Annotated in this window: 13 protein-coding genes; 7 read left to right on the top strand and 6 right to left on the bottom strand. The window is 72.0% G+C overall.

Translation table 11 applies throughout. From position 1 onward, the window contains the following. Positions 1-14 precede the first annotated feature (14 nt). Positions 15-1,472 (bottom strand): amidase, encoded by a 1,458-nt coding sequence (locus JW613_RS32390; RefSeq protein ID WP_209214432.1) that lies wholly within the window; start codon positions 1,470-1,472, stop codon positions 15-17. A gap of 151 nt (positions 1,473-1,623) precedes the next feature. Continuing rightward, positions 1,624-3,234: an acyl-CoA mutase large subunit family protein gene (locus JW613_RS32385; protein ID WP_209214431.1), complete on the bottom strand. Its 1,611-nt coding sequence runs from the start codon at positions 3,232-3,234 to the stop codon at positions 1,624-1,626. Positions 3,235-3,404: 170 nt separating this feature from the next. On the opposite strand from JW613_RS32385, the gene JW613_RS32380 reads away from it, so the two are divergent. Then, on the top strand, positions 3,405-4,292 hold the full coding sequence (locus tag JW613_RS32380) for a L,D-transpeptidase family protein (RefSeq protein ID WP_209214467.1): 888 nt from the start codon (positions 3,405-3,407) through the stop codon (positions 4,290-4,292). A 255-nt stretch (positions 4,293-4,547) separates the two neighbouring features. On the opposite strand, the gene JW613_RS32375 is transcribed toward JW613_RS32380, so the two are convergent. Both JW613_RS32375 and JW613_RS32370 read right to left on the bottom strand, forming a co-directional pair. Further along, positions 4,548-6,008 carry a hypothetical protein gene (locus JW613_RS32375; RefSeq protein ID WP_209214430.1) on the bottom strand — a complete coding sequence of 487 codons (1,461 nt, stop codon included), beginning with the start codon at positions 6,006-6,008 and terminating at the stop codon, positions 4,548-4,550. Beyond that, the gene (locus tag JW613_RS32370) at positions 6,008-6,805 is read right to left on the bottom strand and encodes an RNA polymerase sigma factor (protein ID WP_209214466.1); all 798 of its coding nucleotides are present in this window, start codon (positions 6,803-6,805) and stop codon (positions 6,008-6,010) included. Before JW613_RS32370 ends, JW613_RS32375 begins: the two co-directional genes overlap by 1 nt. 503 nt (positions 6,806-7,308) lie before the next feature. Here JW613_RS32370 and JW613_RS32365 point away from each other — a divergent pair. Further along, positions 7,309-8,625, top strand: coding sequence for an SMI1/KNR4 family protein (locus JW613_RS32365; RefSeq protein ID WP_245226663.1), 1,317 nt, complete (start codon positions 7,309-7,311; stop codon positions 8,623-8,625). A gap of 40 nt (positions 8,626-8,665) precedes the next feature. Here JW613_RS32365 and JW613_RS32360 read toward each other — a convergent pair whose 3' ends face one another. Both JW613_RS32360 and JW613_RS32355 read right to left on the bottom strand, forming a co-directional pair. Next, positions 8,666-8,914 carry an SCO4226 family nickel-binding protein gene (locus JW613_RS32360; protein ID WP_209214429.1) on the bottom strand — a complete coding sequence of 83 codons (249 nt, stop codon included), beginning with the start codon at positions 8,912-8,914 and terminating at the stop codon, positions 8,666-8,668. Positions 8,915-9,021: 107 nt separating this feature from the next. After that, positions 9,022-10,698 carry a beta-N-acetylhexosaminidase gene (locus JW613_RS32355; RefSeq protein WP_209214428.1) on the bottom strand — a complete coding sequence of 559 codons (1,677 nt, stop codon included), beginning with the start codon at positions 10,696-10,698 and terminating at the stop codon, positions 9,022-9,024. A 164-nt stretch (positions 10,699-10,862) separates the two neighbouring features. Here JW613_RS32355 and JW613_RS32350 point away from each other — a divergent pair, with 164 nt between their 5' ends. The 5 genes from JW613_RS32350 (at position 10,863) to JW613_RS32330 (ending at position 15,081) form a co-directional block, all read left to right on the top strand. Then, positions 10,863-11,387, top strand: a complete 525-nt coding sequence (locus JW613_RS32350) for a 2-oxo-4-hydroxy-4-carboxy-5-ureidoimidazoline decarboxylase (RefSeq protein WP_209214427.1) — start codon at positions 10,863-10,865, stop codon at positions 11,385-11,387. 229 nt (positions 11,388-11,616) lie between these two features. After that, on the top strand, positions 11,617-11,997 hold the full coding sequence (gene sdhC, locus JW613_RS32345; RefSeq protein ID WP_099883582.1) for a succinate dehydrogenase, cytochrome b556 subunit: 381 nt from the start codon (positions 11,617-11,619) through the stop codon (positions 11,995-11,997). A gap of 6 nt (positions 11,998-12,003) precedes the next feature. Further along, positions 12,004-12,507 carry a succinate dehydrogenase hydrophobic membrane anchor subunit gene (locus JW613_RS32340; RefSeq protein WP_245226661.1) on the top strand — a complete coding sequence of 168 codons (504 nt, stop codon included), beginning with the start codon at positions 12,004-12,006 and terminating at the stop codon, positions 12,505-12,507. Positions 12,508-12,538: 31 nt separating this feature from the next. Then, positions 12,539-14,302: a succinate dehydrogenase flavoprotein subunit gene (gene sdhA / locus JW613_RS32335; protein ID WP_209214426.1), complete on the top strand. Its 1,764-nt coding sequence runs from the start codon at positions 12,539-12,541 to the stop codon at positions 14,300-14,302. After that, positions 14,302-15,081 carry a succinate dehydrogenase iron-sulfur subunit gene (locus JW613_RS32330; RefSeq protein WP_209214425.1) on the top strand — a complete coding sequence of 260 codons (780 nt, stop codon included), beginning with the start codon at positions 14,302-14,304 and terminating at the stop codon, positions 15,079-15,081. The genes sdhA and JW613_RS32330 overlap by 1 nt, the downstream gene beginning before the upstream one ends. The last annotated feature ends 18 nt before the right edge of the window (positions 15,082-15,099 follow it).

Genomic DNA, 15,099 nt, shown 5'->3' with positions numbered 1-15,099 from the left:
CGCGGACGGCTCCCTCACATCAGCGGCGGCCACCGCTCGTGCCAGCGCTGGTCGGCCTCCAGCTGGGCGGCGAGCCGGACCAGCAGGGGCTCGCTGTGCGCGGGGCCGAGGAACTGGGCGCCCAGCGGCAGCCGGTCCGGCTCGGTGAGCGCGGCGGGGACGTTGATACCGGGCCAGCCGAGCACGTTCCACGGCCAGGCGTACGGGCAGTGGGCGATCATCCTGCGGTCGGTCTGCCAGCCGGAGAGCCGCGCCAGATCGCCGATCCGGGGCGGCGGGGTGGCGGTGGTGGGGGTCAGGACGAGGTCGTAGCGGCGGAAGATCCGGCCGACGTGGCGGCGCAGCGGCCCCTCGGCGGCCCGGGCCGCACGCAGCACGGGGCCGCCCAGCAGCCGTCCGGTGCGGGCCGTCGCCCGGGTGCGCGGATCCAGCAGGCCCGGGTCGGGGGTGCGCCGCACCCAGGTGCGGATGCCCGCGGTGGCGCGGGGGACGAACGTCAGTCCTATCGGGCCGTAGTGCGGGTCCGCCTCCTCCACCTCGTGCCCCAGCGCGGCCAGCCGCTCGGCGAGGGCGCGGACGGCCGCTTCGACGCGGGGGTCCAGCTGTTTCGGTGTCGCGGTGAACGCCCAACGGGTGGACAGCGCGATCCGCAGCCGCCCCGGGTCCCGGCCCACGGCCGCGCGCACATCCACCGGCGGCGGCCGGTGCAGATCGCCCTCGCGGTTGCCCGCGGCGGCGTCCAGCAGCAGCGCCGCGTCCTCGACGGTGCGCGCCAGTGGTCCGAAGACGGTGATGCCGTTGAACGCCTCCGGGTCCGGCCAGGTCGAGATGCGTCCGCGCTGCGGTTTGATGCCGACCAGGTGCGTCCACGCGGCGGGGATGCGCACCGAGCCGGCCCCGTCCGAGCCCAGCGCGGCGGGCACCAGCCCGGCCGCGACGGCCGCCGCCGCGCCACCGGAGGAGCCGCCGGGGGTGTGCGCGAGGCTCCAGGGGTTGCGGGTCTCTCCGAAGGCGCTGCCCTCGGTGAACGGCCACTGCCCCAGCTCAGGGCTGTTGGTCTTGCCGACGACGACCGCGCCGGCCGCCCGCAGTCTGCGCACCACCTCCGCGTCGGCCGTCTTGAGCGGGAAGGCTCCGGCGCAGCCGAACGCGGTGGGCTCCCCGCACACGTCGGTGTCGTCCTTGACCGCCACCGGCACGCCCAGCAGCGGACGCCGCTCCCCCCGCGCCAGCGCCCGGTCCGCGGCGTCCGCCTCGGCCATCGCCGCCTCGGTGCGCAGCAGCCGGAAGGCGTTCAGCGTGGGCTGGGTCGCCTCGATACGGTCCAGCGCCCGCTCGGTCAGTGCCCGGGAGGTCACCTCGCCGGCTGCCAGCAGCTCCGCGGCACGGGCCAGGCCGGGCAGCGGCTCCTGCGCTCCATGGCCGCCGGCCCGCGGCTGTTCGGCGGACCCCGTCCCGGTACCGGTCGACATGGACACCTCGCAGGCTGCTCGTCGGTCGTCGCTCGTCGGTCACGCCTGCGCCTACTGTCCCCGGTCCACACCCCGTTTGAAACCCGTCGGTAACAACTCGACCGCTCGGCCACCGGTCCGCGCCCGCACACCCTTCCGCCCGGGGCCGGGCTCACAGGGCGTCCGACGGCTCGTAGGCGCCCCACACCTCGCGCAGCGCGTCGCACACCTCGCCCAGCGTCGCCCGGGCGCGCAGCGCCTCCTTCATCGGAGGCAGCACGTTGTCCTCCTCCCGCGCGGCTGCCCGGCGCAGCGCGTCCAGCCCGGACCGTACGGCGGTGGCGTCGCGCCCGGCGCGCAGCCGCTCCAGCCGCCGGGCCTGCGCCGCCTCCAGACCCGGATCGACGGTCAGCGGCACATACGGCTTCTCGTCCGCCGCCTCGGTGCGGAAGCGGTTGACGCCCACCACGACGCGGTCCCCGTTCTCGATCTCCTGGGCGACCGCGTAGGCGCTGCGCTCGATCTCGCTCTTCTGGAAGCCCTGCTCGACGGCGGCCACGGCACCGCCCCGGTCCTCGACACGCCGCATCAGGTCGAGCACCGCCTCTTCCACGTCGTCGGTCAGCGACTCGACGGCGTACGAACCGGCGAACGGGTCGACGGTCGCGGTCACGTCCGTCTCGTGGGCCAGCACCTGCTGGGTGCGCAGCGCCAGCCGGGCCGCCGACTCGGACGGCAGGGCGAGCGCTTCGTCGTAGGAGTTGGTGTGCAGCGACTGGGTTCCGCCCAGCACGGCGGCGAGGGCCTGCACGGTGACGCGGGCGACGTTCACCTCGGGCTGCTGTGCGGTCAGTTGGACGCCCGCCGTCTGCGTGTGGAAGCGCAGCATCTGCGACTTGGGGTTGCGCGCGCCGAACTCCTCGCGCATCACCCGTGCCCAGATCCGCCGCGCGGCACGGAACTTGGCGACCTCCTCCAGCAGCGTGGTGCGGGCGACGAAGAAGAACGACAGCCGGGGCGCGAACGCGTCCACGTCCATGCCCGCCGCGACGGCGGCCCGGACGTAGGCGATGCCGTTGGCCAGGGTGAAGGCGATCTCCTGCACGGGCGTAGCGCCCGCCTCGGCCATGTGGTAGCCGGAGATGGAGATGGTGTTCCAGCGCGGCAGTTCGGTGCCGCAGTAGCGGAAGATGTCCGCGGTCAGCCGCAGTGAGGGCTGCGGCGGGAAGATGTAGGTGCCGCGCGCGATGTACTCCTTGAGGACGTCGTTCTGCACGGTCCCGGTCAGCGCGGCAGGCGCCACCCCCTGCTCCTCCGCGACGATCTGGTAGAGCAACAGCAGCAGCGCGGCGGGCGCGTTGATGGTCATCGACGTGGAGACCTCGCCCAGCGGGATGCCGTCGAAGAGCGCCCGCATGTCCGCCACGGAGTCGACGGCCACGCCGACCTTGCCGACCTCTCCGGCGGCCTGCGGGGCGTCGCTGTCGTACCCCATCTGGGTGGGCAGGTCGAAGGCGACCGACAGCCCCGTGGTGCCGTGCTCGATCAGCCGGCGGTAGCGCGCGTTGGACTCGGCCGCCGTCCCGAATCCCGCGTACTGGCGCACCGTCCACGGCCGCCCGGTGTACATCGTCGGATAGACGCCCCGCGTGAAGGGATAGCCGCCCGGCTCCCCGAGCCGGGCGGCGGGATCCCACCCCGTCTGCGCCTCCGGTCCGTAGACCGGTTCCACGGGCAGCCCCGACTCGGACAGCCGTCGGCCGGAATCGGTGGGACGTGTCATCGCAAGTGCCTCCTGAAGGGCCCAGCACCGGGTGGAAGCCCGCGCACCGGGGACTGCGCGGACGCGCGGCGGTCGTCCCGCCCAGCATCACCCGCAGCGCCACAGGTTCGCGAGGGCGGCGCGCTGGGCAGTCATGGACCCGTACATCCGTCGAACCTCCGGGGGTGGGGATGCACAGGAGGGGAGCAACGGCCCTGCGCGGTCTGGCGGCCTCGGCGGCGCTGCTGCTGTCGGCGGGCACGATCGCCGGATGCCAGGTCAAGGACGGTGCGAGCGGTCCGGCTGTCCGCATTTCCCAAGCGCCGCAGCAGGCACCGCAAAAGCCACCGAAACCGTCGGCGCCGTCCGCGCGCACCAACACGCCGCCGAAACCGGTGAAGCCCGTCAAGCCGACGCCGAAGCCGGAAGCGGCGCAGCCGGTCGCGCAGGCCGTACGGATGGCGCCCGGCGCGCGCGGCGCACACGTACGTGAACTCCAGGCGCGGCTGCGGCAGCTGGGCCACTTCGGCCGGAATCCGACCGGCTACTACGGGCCGGTGACGGCCGCGTCGGTCACCGCGTTCCAGAAGCAGCGCGGTATGCCCCGCACGGGCAAGGTCACCGACGCGGTGCTGAGCGCGCTGCGCGCCCGCACCCACCAGCCCACCCGCACCGAGCTGTATCCGCCCACCAGCCGCCCGCTCGCCAAGCCGGACCCACGCTGTACGACAGGCCGCGCGCTGTGCATCAGCAAGACGAGCCGCACGGCGGCGTGGATGGTCGACGGGAAGGTGCGAACGGCCATGGACGTGCGGTTCGGGTCGGCGTACACCCCGACCCGGGAAGGCCGGTTCAAGGTCGACTTCAAGAGCAGGCGCCACCACTCGACCCTCTACGACACCCCGATGCCCTACGCCATGTTCTTCAGCCGCGGGCAGGCGGTGCACTACTCCGCGGACTTCGCCGCCCGCGGCTACGCCGGAGCATCACACGGATGTGTGAACGTCCGCGACAAGAAGAAGATCGCGAAGGTCTTCGCGGAGATCCGCCCGGGCGACAAGGTCATCGTCTACAGGTGACCGTGCGCCTGTTGAGTTGCTGAGCTGTTGAGTTGCTGAGCTCCTGGACCTTTGGGGCTCTGGGGACTCCGGGGAAAGAAGGGGGCGCGGGCGGGACCGGGGGAACGTGTCCCGCCCGCGCCATCGCGCGAACCCAGAGGTACGGGGGGAACCTCGGGCTTACCGCGCCGCCGATGACCAGTCGGCTCACTCTCTTCAGCGCCGTGCCCGGCGAAAGTGTCACACCGTCGGTTCAGTGGTCCGATGTGGCGCCCGTCACGGTCGCGTGGACGCCGCGCTGCGGCCGGCGTCGGTCGTGGGGTCCGCCGAAGGGGACGGCGTGCTGCCGCCTGCCGTGCCGCCGCCGGTGGCCGAGCCGCCGGGGTCACCCGGGACCGGGGGGTCGCCGTCACCACCCGTCGAGCCGCCGTCGCCCCCACCGCTGCCGTTTCCGCCGCCGTCGGTGTTGCCACCGCTCTGGCCGCCGCCGTTGCCGCCGCCGTTCCCACCGCTTTGGCCGCCGCCGCCCGAACTGCCCTGGCCGCCACCGCCACCGCCACCGCCGCCGGAGCCGACGTTGCCGTGCTGGGCGCAGAACTTGCGCACCACGGACCGGCCGCCGGCCGCGCGTTCGAGCTTCCTGCGGTCGTCGGCCTTCAGCTTGTCGGCCACATACGCCTTGCACAGGGCGGCGGCGATGGCGTCCTTGTTGGAGTGGTCGAGGTGCCCGTCGCCGGGGAGTTTGCCGTCCGGGCCGCCCTTGCCCCGGCCCTTGCCGTCCTTGTCGTTCCTGCCGTTCTCGTCGCCACCGGCGCCGCCGGAGTCGGCCAGGTCCCGGGAACCGTCGCGCCGGTGCTCCCCGTCGCCGCCCTCGCCGTTCCCGTCGGACCGGTCACGGCCGTCGTGCCGGTCACCGGGGGTGTCGCGACCGGGGGTCTCCTCGTCACCGCTTCCGCCGCTGCCGGTGCTCTCGGCGTCGGGGCTGTCTGCCGGGGAGACGGTGACCGAGGGCGCGTCGCCGCTGGAGAAGGGCGTGGGCAGCACTCCCGTACCGGCCGCGACCGCGACACCGCCGAGCGCGCAGCCCGCGAGGGCGACGGCGAAGCCGGCGCGCAAGGGCCTGCCGGTCAGCAGATGGCGGGCCCGGCCGCGGGCGCCGCCCAGTGCGCCGCCACCGCCGAGCGTGGTCGCCGGGGCGGCACCGGGCGCGCCGCCGGGCGAGGTACCGAGGCGGGCGGCGCGGAACGCGTCCAGCGCCGCGGCCTCGCCGGGAAGTTCGAGCGAAGTGGCACGGGGGCCGGTGGCCGGAGGAGGTGTGCTGTACGCGGTGGACAGCTCGTCCAGCGCGGCGGCGAGCCGGGCCGCCGTACGGCGGTCGGCTTCGCGGAACCAGTCGTGGGAGGGCACGTCGAGACGGCCCTCGGCTCTTCGTCCCTGACGTCCGGCGCCCGAGGACCCTCCGGCGACGGCGGCCTCGGGGGGCTGCTGCTGTCCGGAGCGCTCCGGGGGCAGGGCGCGGTCCTGCGGTGCGGCGGAAGGTGCGTGCTCCGACAGCGGGCCGGGACCGGGCTCGTATCCGGCGGCCCGCGCCTCGTTCGGCCCTTCCGGTGCGGCCGGGCCGGAGCCCTGCTCGGGGCCCGTACCCGGGTCGTCGCCTTCGCAGGCGTCGACCGGCAGTCCGCGCAGCAAGCGCTCCGCGGTTTCTTCATCCAGCCAGCTGTACCGGTCGTCCGCCATCACGTTTCCCTCAGCGTTCGTGTGGCTTTATGCGTCACACCGCGGGCCATACCGCGCGTCCTGCCCTTGGTCACGCCCCCACCGGGCCTGGGCCCGCCGCCCCGCCCTCCGGAGCCTTCGACAGGGCCCTCGACCGCGCCCTCGACCGACCCGTCGGCCATCGGGCCGTTCGTCGCCGGGTTCGTCGCCGGGCCGCTCGTCGCCGGGCCGACGACGCCGTCGGCCGCGTCACCGGAAGGTCCCGGCGCGCCCTCCTCCAGCAGCTCCGCGAGTTTGCGCAGTCCGCGGTGGGCCGCCGTGCGTACGGCGCCCGACCTCTTGCCCAGCACCTGCGCGGCACTTTTGGCGTCCAGTCCGACCACGACCCGCAGCACCACCGCCTCGGCCTGGTCGCGCGGAAGTTGGGATATGAGCGCCATCGTGCTGCTGGTGCCCAGCGCCTCCAGCGCCTCGTCCGCCGTGTCCGCGCCCGCGGGCAGGCCGGTCAGTTCGCTCTCGTCACCGCCGACAGCGGGGCGGCGCCCGCGCATCCGCAGATGGTCGAGCGCCCGGTTGCGGGCGATCCGCGCCGCCCAGCCACGGAACCGGTCCGCGTCGCCCTTGAAGCGGGACAGGTCGCGGGCGATCTGCAGCCACGCCTCGGAAGCCACGTCCTCGGCGTCCGCGTCCGGCACCAGCGTGCGGACGTAGCCGAGCAGGCGCGGGTGCACGGCCCGGTAGACGGTGCGGAAGGCGGGCTCGTCCCCCTCCTGCGCCGCGCGCACCGCAGCGGTCAGCTCCGCGTCGTCCCCCTGCACGCTCGTGTCTCGCCCCACTCCGCGAAGGTGTCTGTGCCTGCGCCGCTGCCGGGGGTCGGAGTCCCGACTGCCAGGATGCGCTTCCCGGCTGCCAGGTTCGGTCGGCCTGGCGCGACGCGAGGAGCACGCTAAGGCCAAATGCGCACGCTCGTCCATGCCGGAGTCGGGCGTGAGCTGACAGCGCGCTGTATGTGAAGATTCAATCACGTGCCGTCAGCGAAACGGGCTCAGCGCGGTGACACATGAGCGGAGCGGTGACAGATGTTCGGGCGGTGCGGGAGAACGGCGTAACACATTGCGGGGCATCGACGCTGAGGGGAGTACGGGCAAGCCGCTGGCGTAGTGAGCCCGTGTCCGACGGCGACCGGGGTCTCTCCTGTGGGGGGTGGCGACCCCGGTCGTCTTCGGCTTCTTCACGGCAGCTGTCCGCAGGTCGTGCGCCTCGCAGCCGTGCGCCACCCTGTCGGGCCCCGCGGGCCGGCGCCGTGCCACGATGCGGCCGCATGAACGGTCCCACACCGCCCCGCCCCTCCCCGCGTCTCGCCGAGTTGGCCCGGCACTTCGCGCTCCCGGACGCCGACGCGGGGACGACCCCGCCACAGGCGCCCGCCCCCGTCCCGGTGGACTGGCCCGCCGTCGAGTCCTGGCTGGGGCTGCGGCTGCCCGGCGACTACAAGGAACTGGTGACGGCCTACGGGCCGCTCGACATCGGCGAATACGTCTGGGTGCACGCGCCGTGCGTCCAGCGGGACAGATTCGCCTACGGCGACTGGCTGCGCGAGACCCACCGACAGACGCGCATCAACTCGCGCGGTGCCGGCCCCGACGGCCCGCCGCCCTTCCACCCCGCGCCCGGCGGGCTGCTGGCGTGGGGCGAGACGCGGGGCAGCGCGCGGCTGTTCTGGGACACCTCGGCCTCCGACGACCCCGACGAGTGGCCCGTGGTCCTCTTCGACCGGGACCCCTACCCCAGCCCCGATCCGCACGCCGCTTCCACGACCCGCCCCTGGTACCACCTCGGCCGTACCGCGACCGAAACCCTCACCGCACTGCTGACCGACGGCATCGCCATGGACGGCGGCGGCCGGTTCGGACCGCTGCCCGGCACCGCCCGGCGCACCGCGTTCCTCCCCGACGCCGCCCCCTGGACCCCGCCGCCGCCCGAGCCCGAGCACGACCCGGCCCGGCGCGCCGCGCTGAGCGAGGGCAGCGGGACGGCCGCGCTCACCACGCTCGTCCCGCCGCCGCCGGAGCCGTATCTGGGCAACGCGGCGGCCGACGGCTGGGAACCCCTCTTCGCCGAGCTGGGCACCCGGCTGCCGCGCGAGTACGTCACGCTGCTGAACACCTACGGGGCGGGCTGCTGGTCGCAGTGGCTGCGCTTCCACACGCCGCTGCGCCGGGCCGAGGGCGCCGCCTCCGGGTCGCCGTCCCCCGGCGACGGCCGGGGGACGGTGGGAGGGTTCGTCCGGCATGTGCAGGAGGCCAACGACGCCTACCGGTCCCTGCGCGCCAACTGGCGCGAGGAGTATCCGCTGGCCGTCTGGCCCGAGCCGGGCGGCTTCCTGCCGTTCGCCAACTCCATCGACGGCGATGTGCTCGGCTGGCTGACCGAGGACGAGGATCCCGACCGGTGGCCGCTGCTGGTGTGGCCGCGGCACGCCCCGCAGGGCCCGCCGCTGGAGGGCTCCTTGGTCGAGACCCTGCTCGCCTGGCTTCGCGGGCACTTCGCCGCGCCCGGTTTCGCGGAGCTCGACGAGGACGACGACCCGCTCGACTTCATCGGCTTCGAGCCCTGGACGGACGCCGCCTACTGGTGACCGCCCACCCGCGGGTGCGCGCCGGCCCCGCGGTGCGGGCTCACACCACCAGGGGCAGCGGGTGGATCTCGTCCGCCGGGTGCCCCGCGCGGTCGTGCACGCGTTGGACGGCGTCGGCCGAGGGCGCCTCGGAGAGGCAGTAGACGGTCCCCGATTCCGGGTCCGCCCAGGCCCGCTCGAAACGCACGCCCTCTTCTCCTTCGATCTCCTGGTCTGCCTGGTGGGCGGCCCTGAGCTGCTCGGCCGTGATGCCCTCCATGCCGTGGTGTACGTCCATGAACCGTGTCATCGCTGCTGCTCCCGAGGTGGACGCTCCGTGCTTCCATGCTGCTCCTGGCAGCTTGGTGCCGCACGTCGGCGCCCATGCGGGCCCCGAAGGGGAGGGGGCGTGCCGGGTCAGTCCACCCGGTTGGCCAGCTTCACGAAGTCGGACCAGGAGCGTTCGGGCCGCTGGGGGTCCCAGAGTTTCTGGGCGGTGGCGGCGAGCGGCAGCCGGATCCCTCGGGCGACCTGCTCGGTGGTCTGCGCGTCCGCGAGGTCGCCCCAGACGGCGAACCGGCCGCCGAGGATGTGGTCCCGCCCGGCCCACTTCTTGGGCACCGGCTCGGTGCCGCGCACCACGGCGGGGGTCCAGTCCTCGTAGATGCGGCGGCCTGTCGGGTAGGTGAAATTGTTGGGCTGACCGAGGACGTAGTACAGGTACTCGTCGTTGAAGTTGACGACCTCCCAGCCCTCCCGCAGATACTCCGCGGGCTGCCGCTCCCCCTGCTCCCGCCCGGTCCAGTAGGCGACCTGGCGGGGTTTGTTCGGCTCGACGACGCCGCCGCGGTGCATGCCGTCGTTCCACACCTGCGGCATCTTGCCGTGTTTGCGCAGCGTCGCGGCGCGGTCGTTGAGCCAGGCGGTCGCCAGATCCTGGACCTTGGCGTTCTCGCCGAACCGCTTCCGCGCCTCCTGGGCGAGGCCGGGGTAGGTCTGCTCGGGGTTCTGCGTCATCAGCGCCTGGTACTCGTCGCCGCCCGCGTGCGCGTACCGGCCGGGGAACAGCTCGGCGAACTCGACCAGCAGGTCGTCGACGAGGTCGGCCGCGGCCGGCTTGCTGATGTCGATGGCGCCGCGCGGCGTCCGGCCGGAGGCGCTGCGCAGCTGGAGCTCCGGGTGGGCCTTCAGTACGGCGCCGAGGTGGCCGGGTGAGTCGATCTCCGGGATGACGGTGATGTGCCGGGAGGCGGCGAGCTCGACGATGTCGCGGATCTGGGCCTTGGTCAGATGGGGGTCGGAGACGATCTCGGGGTGGGTGTCGCTCTCGACGCGGAACGCCTGGTCGTCGGAGAGGTGCAGCTGCAGCTGGTTGAGCTTCAGGTCGCCCATCTCGCGGATCCGGTCCTTGATCCAGTCGGCGCTGAAGTTCTTGCGGGCGATGTCGAGGGAGAAGCCGCGCTGGGGGCGGTCCGGCGCGTCCCGGACGGTGCCCTCGGCGAACCGGCCCTGGGCCCGGTGGGTCTGCAGCAGGGTGCGGGTGCCGTAGAAGACCCCGGCGTCGTCGCTGCCGGTGATGGTCACCTTGCCGTCGCGGCTGACCAGCCGGTAGCCCTCCGGCCCACTGCCGGGCTCGCCACTCTTCCCCTTCTTGTCCTTCTTGTCCTTCTTGCCGCCGTTGTCGCCGTTATCGCGTTTCAGTTCGATGTCGCCGGTGCGGGACGGGCCCTTGGCGACCTTCACCTTCAGTTCGTCGGCGAGGAGTTTCGCCTCGTCGCGCAGCGAGTCGCTACCGGTGACGACGCGGGTGTGCTCCGTGCGCTGCCACCCGGGACCGCGCACGGCCTTCCATTCGCGTACGGAGGGAACGGCAGAGGGGGTCGGGCCGAGCCGGTCGGGACCCTTGAAGGGCTGCTGGCCGCGGTCGTTCGTGGACGCGGAGGCGGAGGGCGCGTCTCCCCCACCGTCGCCGTTCCCGCCGCAGGCGGTCAGGCCGGTGAGGCCGACAGCGAGGGTGAGCGCCAACAGAGCACCCGAGCGGCCTGCTGCCCCGGTGTCGGCCCGTCCGGACTTCTTCGACCAGTTTCGTCCCATACGACTACGGTATTTCCCCTTCTCAACCCTTCCCCGTCAGCTATGCGCTCCCGCGCGTTCCCTTCCGGGTGAAAAACACGCTTCGGACGGCCGATCATCCCTCGGCCGCGACTACGGTGACGACACCGGGCCGACATCGGGATCCTTCGGACCTTACGGAGCGCATGAGCCTTCCCACTCCTTCCCAGTCGCAGCCGCGAACACAGCGGATACCTCTGGACCGGCTCAACACCGCGGCCGTCACCACGGTCGAGCCCCTGCTGCTGCGCTGCTGCGGCAGCCGCCGCTGGGCGCGGCGGATCGCGGCGCACCGGCCCTATCCGGACCGGGAAGCGCTGCTGGCGGCGGCCGACGAGGCGAGCTACGACCTGACCTCGGCGGATCTGCGCGAGGCGCTGATCTGCGAGTCGGCGGCGCACCCGCTGGAGGGGGAGCCGCAACTGGGGGTGCTCGCCGCGCACACCGCCCTGCGGGCCGCTCACGGGGCGTACGAGCGGAAGTTCGGGCACGCGTTCTTGTGCTGTGTGGACGGCTTCGCCGTCCAGGAGCGGCTGGATCAGGTGCTGGCGGGAATCCGGTTGCGGTTGGAGAACGATGCGGACGAGGAGTGGGCGGTGACGGCCGAGGAACTGCGGCGGCTCGCGCGGGGTCGGCTGGGGCGGCTGGTGACCTCCGATTCACCGCGATAGCCCCCGCACAAGGGGCCGAACGGGGCACCGCGACAGCAGCACACCGTGTGTCGCCCCTCACATCGCAGATAGTCCGTCCGTGCCTGATTGATCACACCTGCATACCCCTGGGCGAACGTGCCGACAGCCCGTCGCTACGATGACCGAGGCCGGTGGACCGTACCCGGCCGGGCCCGCCCGACCTACCGAAGCCGGCAGGCCCCAATATCCGCTCCCGGAGGGTTTATCCGTGCCGGCTGGAACGCTGTACCGCGGCCGGGAAGGAATGTGGTCCTGGGTGGCTCATCGAGTCACCGGCGTCCTCATCTTCTTCTTCCTGTTCGTGCACGTGCTCGACACCGCGCTCGTCCGCGTCTCGCCAGAGGCGTACGACGACACTGTCGCGATCTACAAGACTCCGCTCGTCAATCTGATGGAGTACGGCCTGGTGGCCGCCATCCTGTTCCACGCGCTGAACGGCCTGCGGGTCATCGCCGTGGACTTCTGGTCGAAGGGCGCGAGGTATCAGAAGCAAATGCTGTGGACCGTGCTGGGCGTGTGGACCGTCCTCATGGCCGGTGCCTTCTACCCGGTCCTGCAGCACACGCTGCGCGAGCTGTTCGGGAGCTGATGTCTGATGTCGACGACCGAGACGACCGAGGCCGCGAAGAACGAGGCCGGAGGGTCCGCCGACCCCACCGATGAGGTGGCACGGATCGACGTGGACCACCCGGCCCCCGTGATCGAGCCGCCGCGCAAGCGGACCGCGAAGACGCCGAAGGCCTCCCGCGGCAATTTCGAGATGCAGACGTGGCTGTTCATGCGGCTGTCGGGCATCGTGCTGGTGGTGCTGGTCCTGGGCCATCTGCTGATCCAGCTGGTGCTGGACGGCGGTGTGAGCAAGATCGGCTTCGCGTTCGTCGCGGGCCGTTGGGCCTCGCCGTTCTGGCAGGTGTGGGACCTGGCGATGCTGTGGCTGGCGATGCTGCACGGTGCCAACGGGCTGCGCACGGTGATCAACGACTACGCCGAGCGCGACAACACCCGCTTCTGGCTGAAGATGCTGCTGTACACGGCCACCGTCTTCACCGTCCTGCTGGGCACGCTGGTGATCTTCACCTTCGACCCGAACATCCGCTGACGTACCGGGGCTGAAGGCTGAGGTTTTCCCGATGAACAACGTCAAGATCCACAAGTACGACACCGTCATCGTCGGTGCGGGTGGCGCCGGTATGCGCGCGGCCATCGAGTCGACGAAGCGCAGCCGCACCGCGGTGCTGACCAAGCTCTACCCCACCCGCTCCCACACCGGCGCGGCGCAGGGCGGCATGGCCGCCGCCCTGGCCAACGTCGAGGAGGACAACTGGGAGTGGCACACCTTCGACACGATCAAGGGCGGCGACTACCTGGTCGACCAGGACGCCGCCGAGATCCTGGCGAAGGAGGCCATCGACTCCGTCCTCGACCTGGAGAAGATGGGCCTGCCCTTCAACCGCACCCCGAACGGCACCATCGACCAGCGGCGGTTCGGCGGGCACTCCCGCAACCACGGTGAGGCCCCGGTGCGCCGCTCCTGCTACGCGGCGGACCGCACGGGCCACATGATCCTCCAGACGCTGTACCAGAACTGCGTCAAGGAGGGTGTGGAGTTCTTCAACGAGTTCTACGTCCTGGACCTGCTGCTCAACGAGGACGAGGGCGTCAAGAAGACCGCCGGCGTCGTCGCCTACGAGCTGGCCACCGGGGATGTGCACATCTTCCAGGCCAAGGCCGTCGTCTTCGCCTCGGGCGGCAACGGCAAGTTCTTCAAGGTGACCTCGAACGCGCACACCCTGACCGGTGACGGCCAGGCCGCCGCGTTCCGGCGCGGGCTGCCGCTGGAGGACATGGAGTTCTTCCAGTTCCACCCGACCGGCATCTGGAAGATGGGCATCCTGCTCACGGAGGGCGCCCGCGGTGAGGGCGGCATCCTGCGCAACAAGGACGGCGAGCGCTTCATGGAGAAGTACGCGCCCGTCATGAAGGACCTGGCCTCCCGTGACGTCGTCTCCCGCGCGATCTACACCGAGATCCGCGAGGGGCGGGGCTGCGGCCCCGAGGGCGACCACGTCTTCCTGGACCTCACCCATCTGCCGCCCGAGCAGCTGGACGCCAAGCTGCCGGACATCACCGAGTTCGCCCGCACCTACCTGGGCATCGAGCCGTACACCGACCCGGTGCCGATCCAGCCGACCGCGCACTACGCGATGGGCGGTATCCCCACCAACGTGCTGGGCGAGGTGCTGCAGGACAACAACACTCCGGTGCCCGGGCTGTACGCGGCCGGCGAGGTGGCCTGCGTCTCCGTGCACGGCGCCAACCGGCTGGGCACCAACTCCCTGCTGGACATCAACGTCTTCGGCCGCCGGGCCGGTATCGCGGCTGCCGAGTACGCCTCCACCGCCGACTACGTCGAACTGCCTCCCGAGCCCGCCAAGTTCGTTCTCGACGAGATCGAGAACCTGCGGGACGCCACCGGCAACGAGCGCGTGGTGGAGATCCGCAAGGCGCTCCAGGAGTGCATGGACAAGAACGTCATGGTCTTCCGCACGGAGCAGACGCTCAAGGAGGCCGTCGAGGAGATCGGCGCCCTGCGCAAGCGCTTCCGCGACATCAGCGTGCAGGACAAGGGCAAGCGGTTCAACACCGACCTGCTGGAGGCCCTGGAGCTGGGCAACCTGCTCGACCTGGCCGAGGTGACGGCGGTCTCCGCGCTGGCCCGCAAGGAGTCGCGCGGCGGCCACTACCGCGAGGACTTCCCCAACCGCGACGACGTCAACTTCATGCGGCACACCATGGCGTACCGCGAGGTGGGCGACGACGGCACCGAGTCGATCCGGCTGGACTACAAGCCGGTCGTGCAGACCCGCTACCAGCCGATGGAGCGTAAGTACTGATGAGCACTGCAACGCTGGAGAAGAACGACGCCGCCGATCCCTCGGACGCCGAGGGCGGTGCCGCCGCGCACCTGATCACCGTCACGCTGCGGATCCGCCGGTTCAACCCGGAGGTCGCCGCGGAGCCGCAGTGGCAGGACTTCACCCTGAAGATCGACCCGAAGGAGCGCGTCCTGGACGCGCTGCACCAGATCAAGTGGGAGCTGGACGGGACGCTGACGTTCCGCCGCTCCTGCGCGCACGGCATCTGCGGTTCCGATGCCATGCGGATCAACGGGCGCAACCGGCTCGCCTGCAAGACGCTGCTGAAGGACATCTCTCCCGAGAAGCCGATCACCGTGGAGCCCATCAAGGGGCTCACGGTGCTCAAGGACCTCGTGGTCGACATGGAGCCGTTCTTCCAGGCCTACCGCGATGTGATGCCGTTCCTGGTGACGACGGGGAACGAGCCGACCCGTGAGCGGTACCAGTCCGCCGAGGACCGGGAGCGGTTCGACGACACCACCAAGTGCATCCTGTGCGCGGCGTGCACGTCCTCCTGCCCCGTCTTCTGGAACGACGGGCAGTACTTCGGGCCCGCCGCGATCGTGAACGCGCACCGGTTCATCTTCGACTCGCGGGACGAGGCCGGGGAGCAGCGGCTGGAGATCCTCAACGACCGGGACGGGGTCTGGCGCTGCCGGACCACCTTCAACTGCACGGACGCCTGCCCGCGCGGTATCGAGGTGACCAAGGCCATCCAGGAGGTCAAGCGCGCGCTGATCACTCGCCGCTTCTGATTTCTGCGCCGCCACCAT

Origin of the sequence: Streptomyces smyrnaeus (genome assembly GCF_017676345.1) — a bacterium.
Lineage (GTDB): Bacteria > Actinomycetota > Actinomycetes > Streptomycetales > Streptomycetaceae > Streptomyces > Streptomyces smyrnaeus.
The sequence above is the reverse complement of the archived record's forward strand: the minus strand, read 5'-3'. Positions and strand labels throughout refer to the sequence as shown.

Bases quoted from the DNA above. Each gene is read 5' to 3' on its own strand.
- JW613_RS32340 (WP_245226661.1), top strand. From the start codon at position 12,004: ATGTCGACGACCGAGACGACCGAGGCCGCGAAGAACGAGGCCGGAGGG.
- JW613_RS32365 (WP_245226663.1), top strand. From the start codon at position 7,309: ATGAACGGTCCCACACCGCCCCGCCCCTCCCCGCGTCTCGCCGAGTTG.
- sdhA (WP_209214426.1), top strand. From the start codon at position 12,539: ATGAACAACGTCAAGATCCACAAGTACGACACCGTCATCGTCGGTGCG.
- JW613_RS32385 (WP_209214431.1), bottom strand. From the start codon at position 3,234: ATGACACGTCCCACCGATTCCGGCCGACGGCTGTCCGAGTCGGGGCTG.
- JW613_RS32360 (WP_209214429.1), bottom strand. From the start codon at position 8,914: ATGACACGGTTCATGGACGTACACCACGGCATGGAGGGCATCACGGCC.
- JW613_RS32375 (WP_209214430.1), bottom strand. From the start codon at position 6,008: ATGGCGGACGACCGGTACAGCTGGCTGGATGAAGAAACCGCGGAGCGC.
- JW613_RS32380 (WP_209214467.1), top strand. From the start codon at position 3,405: ATGCACAGGAGGGGAGCAACGGCCCTGCGCGGTCTGGCGGCCTCGGCG.
- JW613_RS32390 (WP_209214432.1), bottom strand. From the start codon at position 1,472: ATGTCGACCGGTACCGGGACGGGGTCCGCCGAACAGCCGCGGGCCGGC.
- JW613_RS32355 (WP_209214428.1), bottom strand. From the start codon at position 10,698: ATGGGACGAAACTGGTCGAAGAAGTCCGGACGGGCCGACACCGGGGCA.
- JW613_RS32330 (WP_209214425.1), top strand. From the start codon at position 14,302: ATGAGCACTGCAACGCTGGAGAAGAACGACGCCGCCGATCCCTCGGAC.
- JW613_RS32350 (WP_209214427.1), top strand. From the start codon at position 10,863: ATGAGCCTTCCCACTCCTTCCCAGTCGCAGCCGCGAACACAGCGGATA.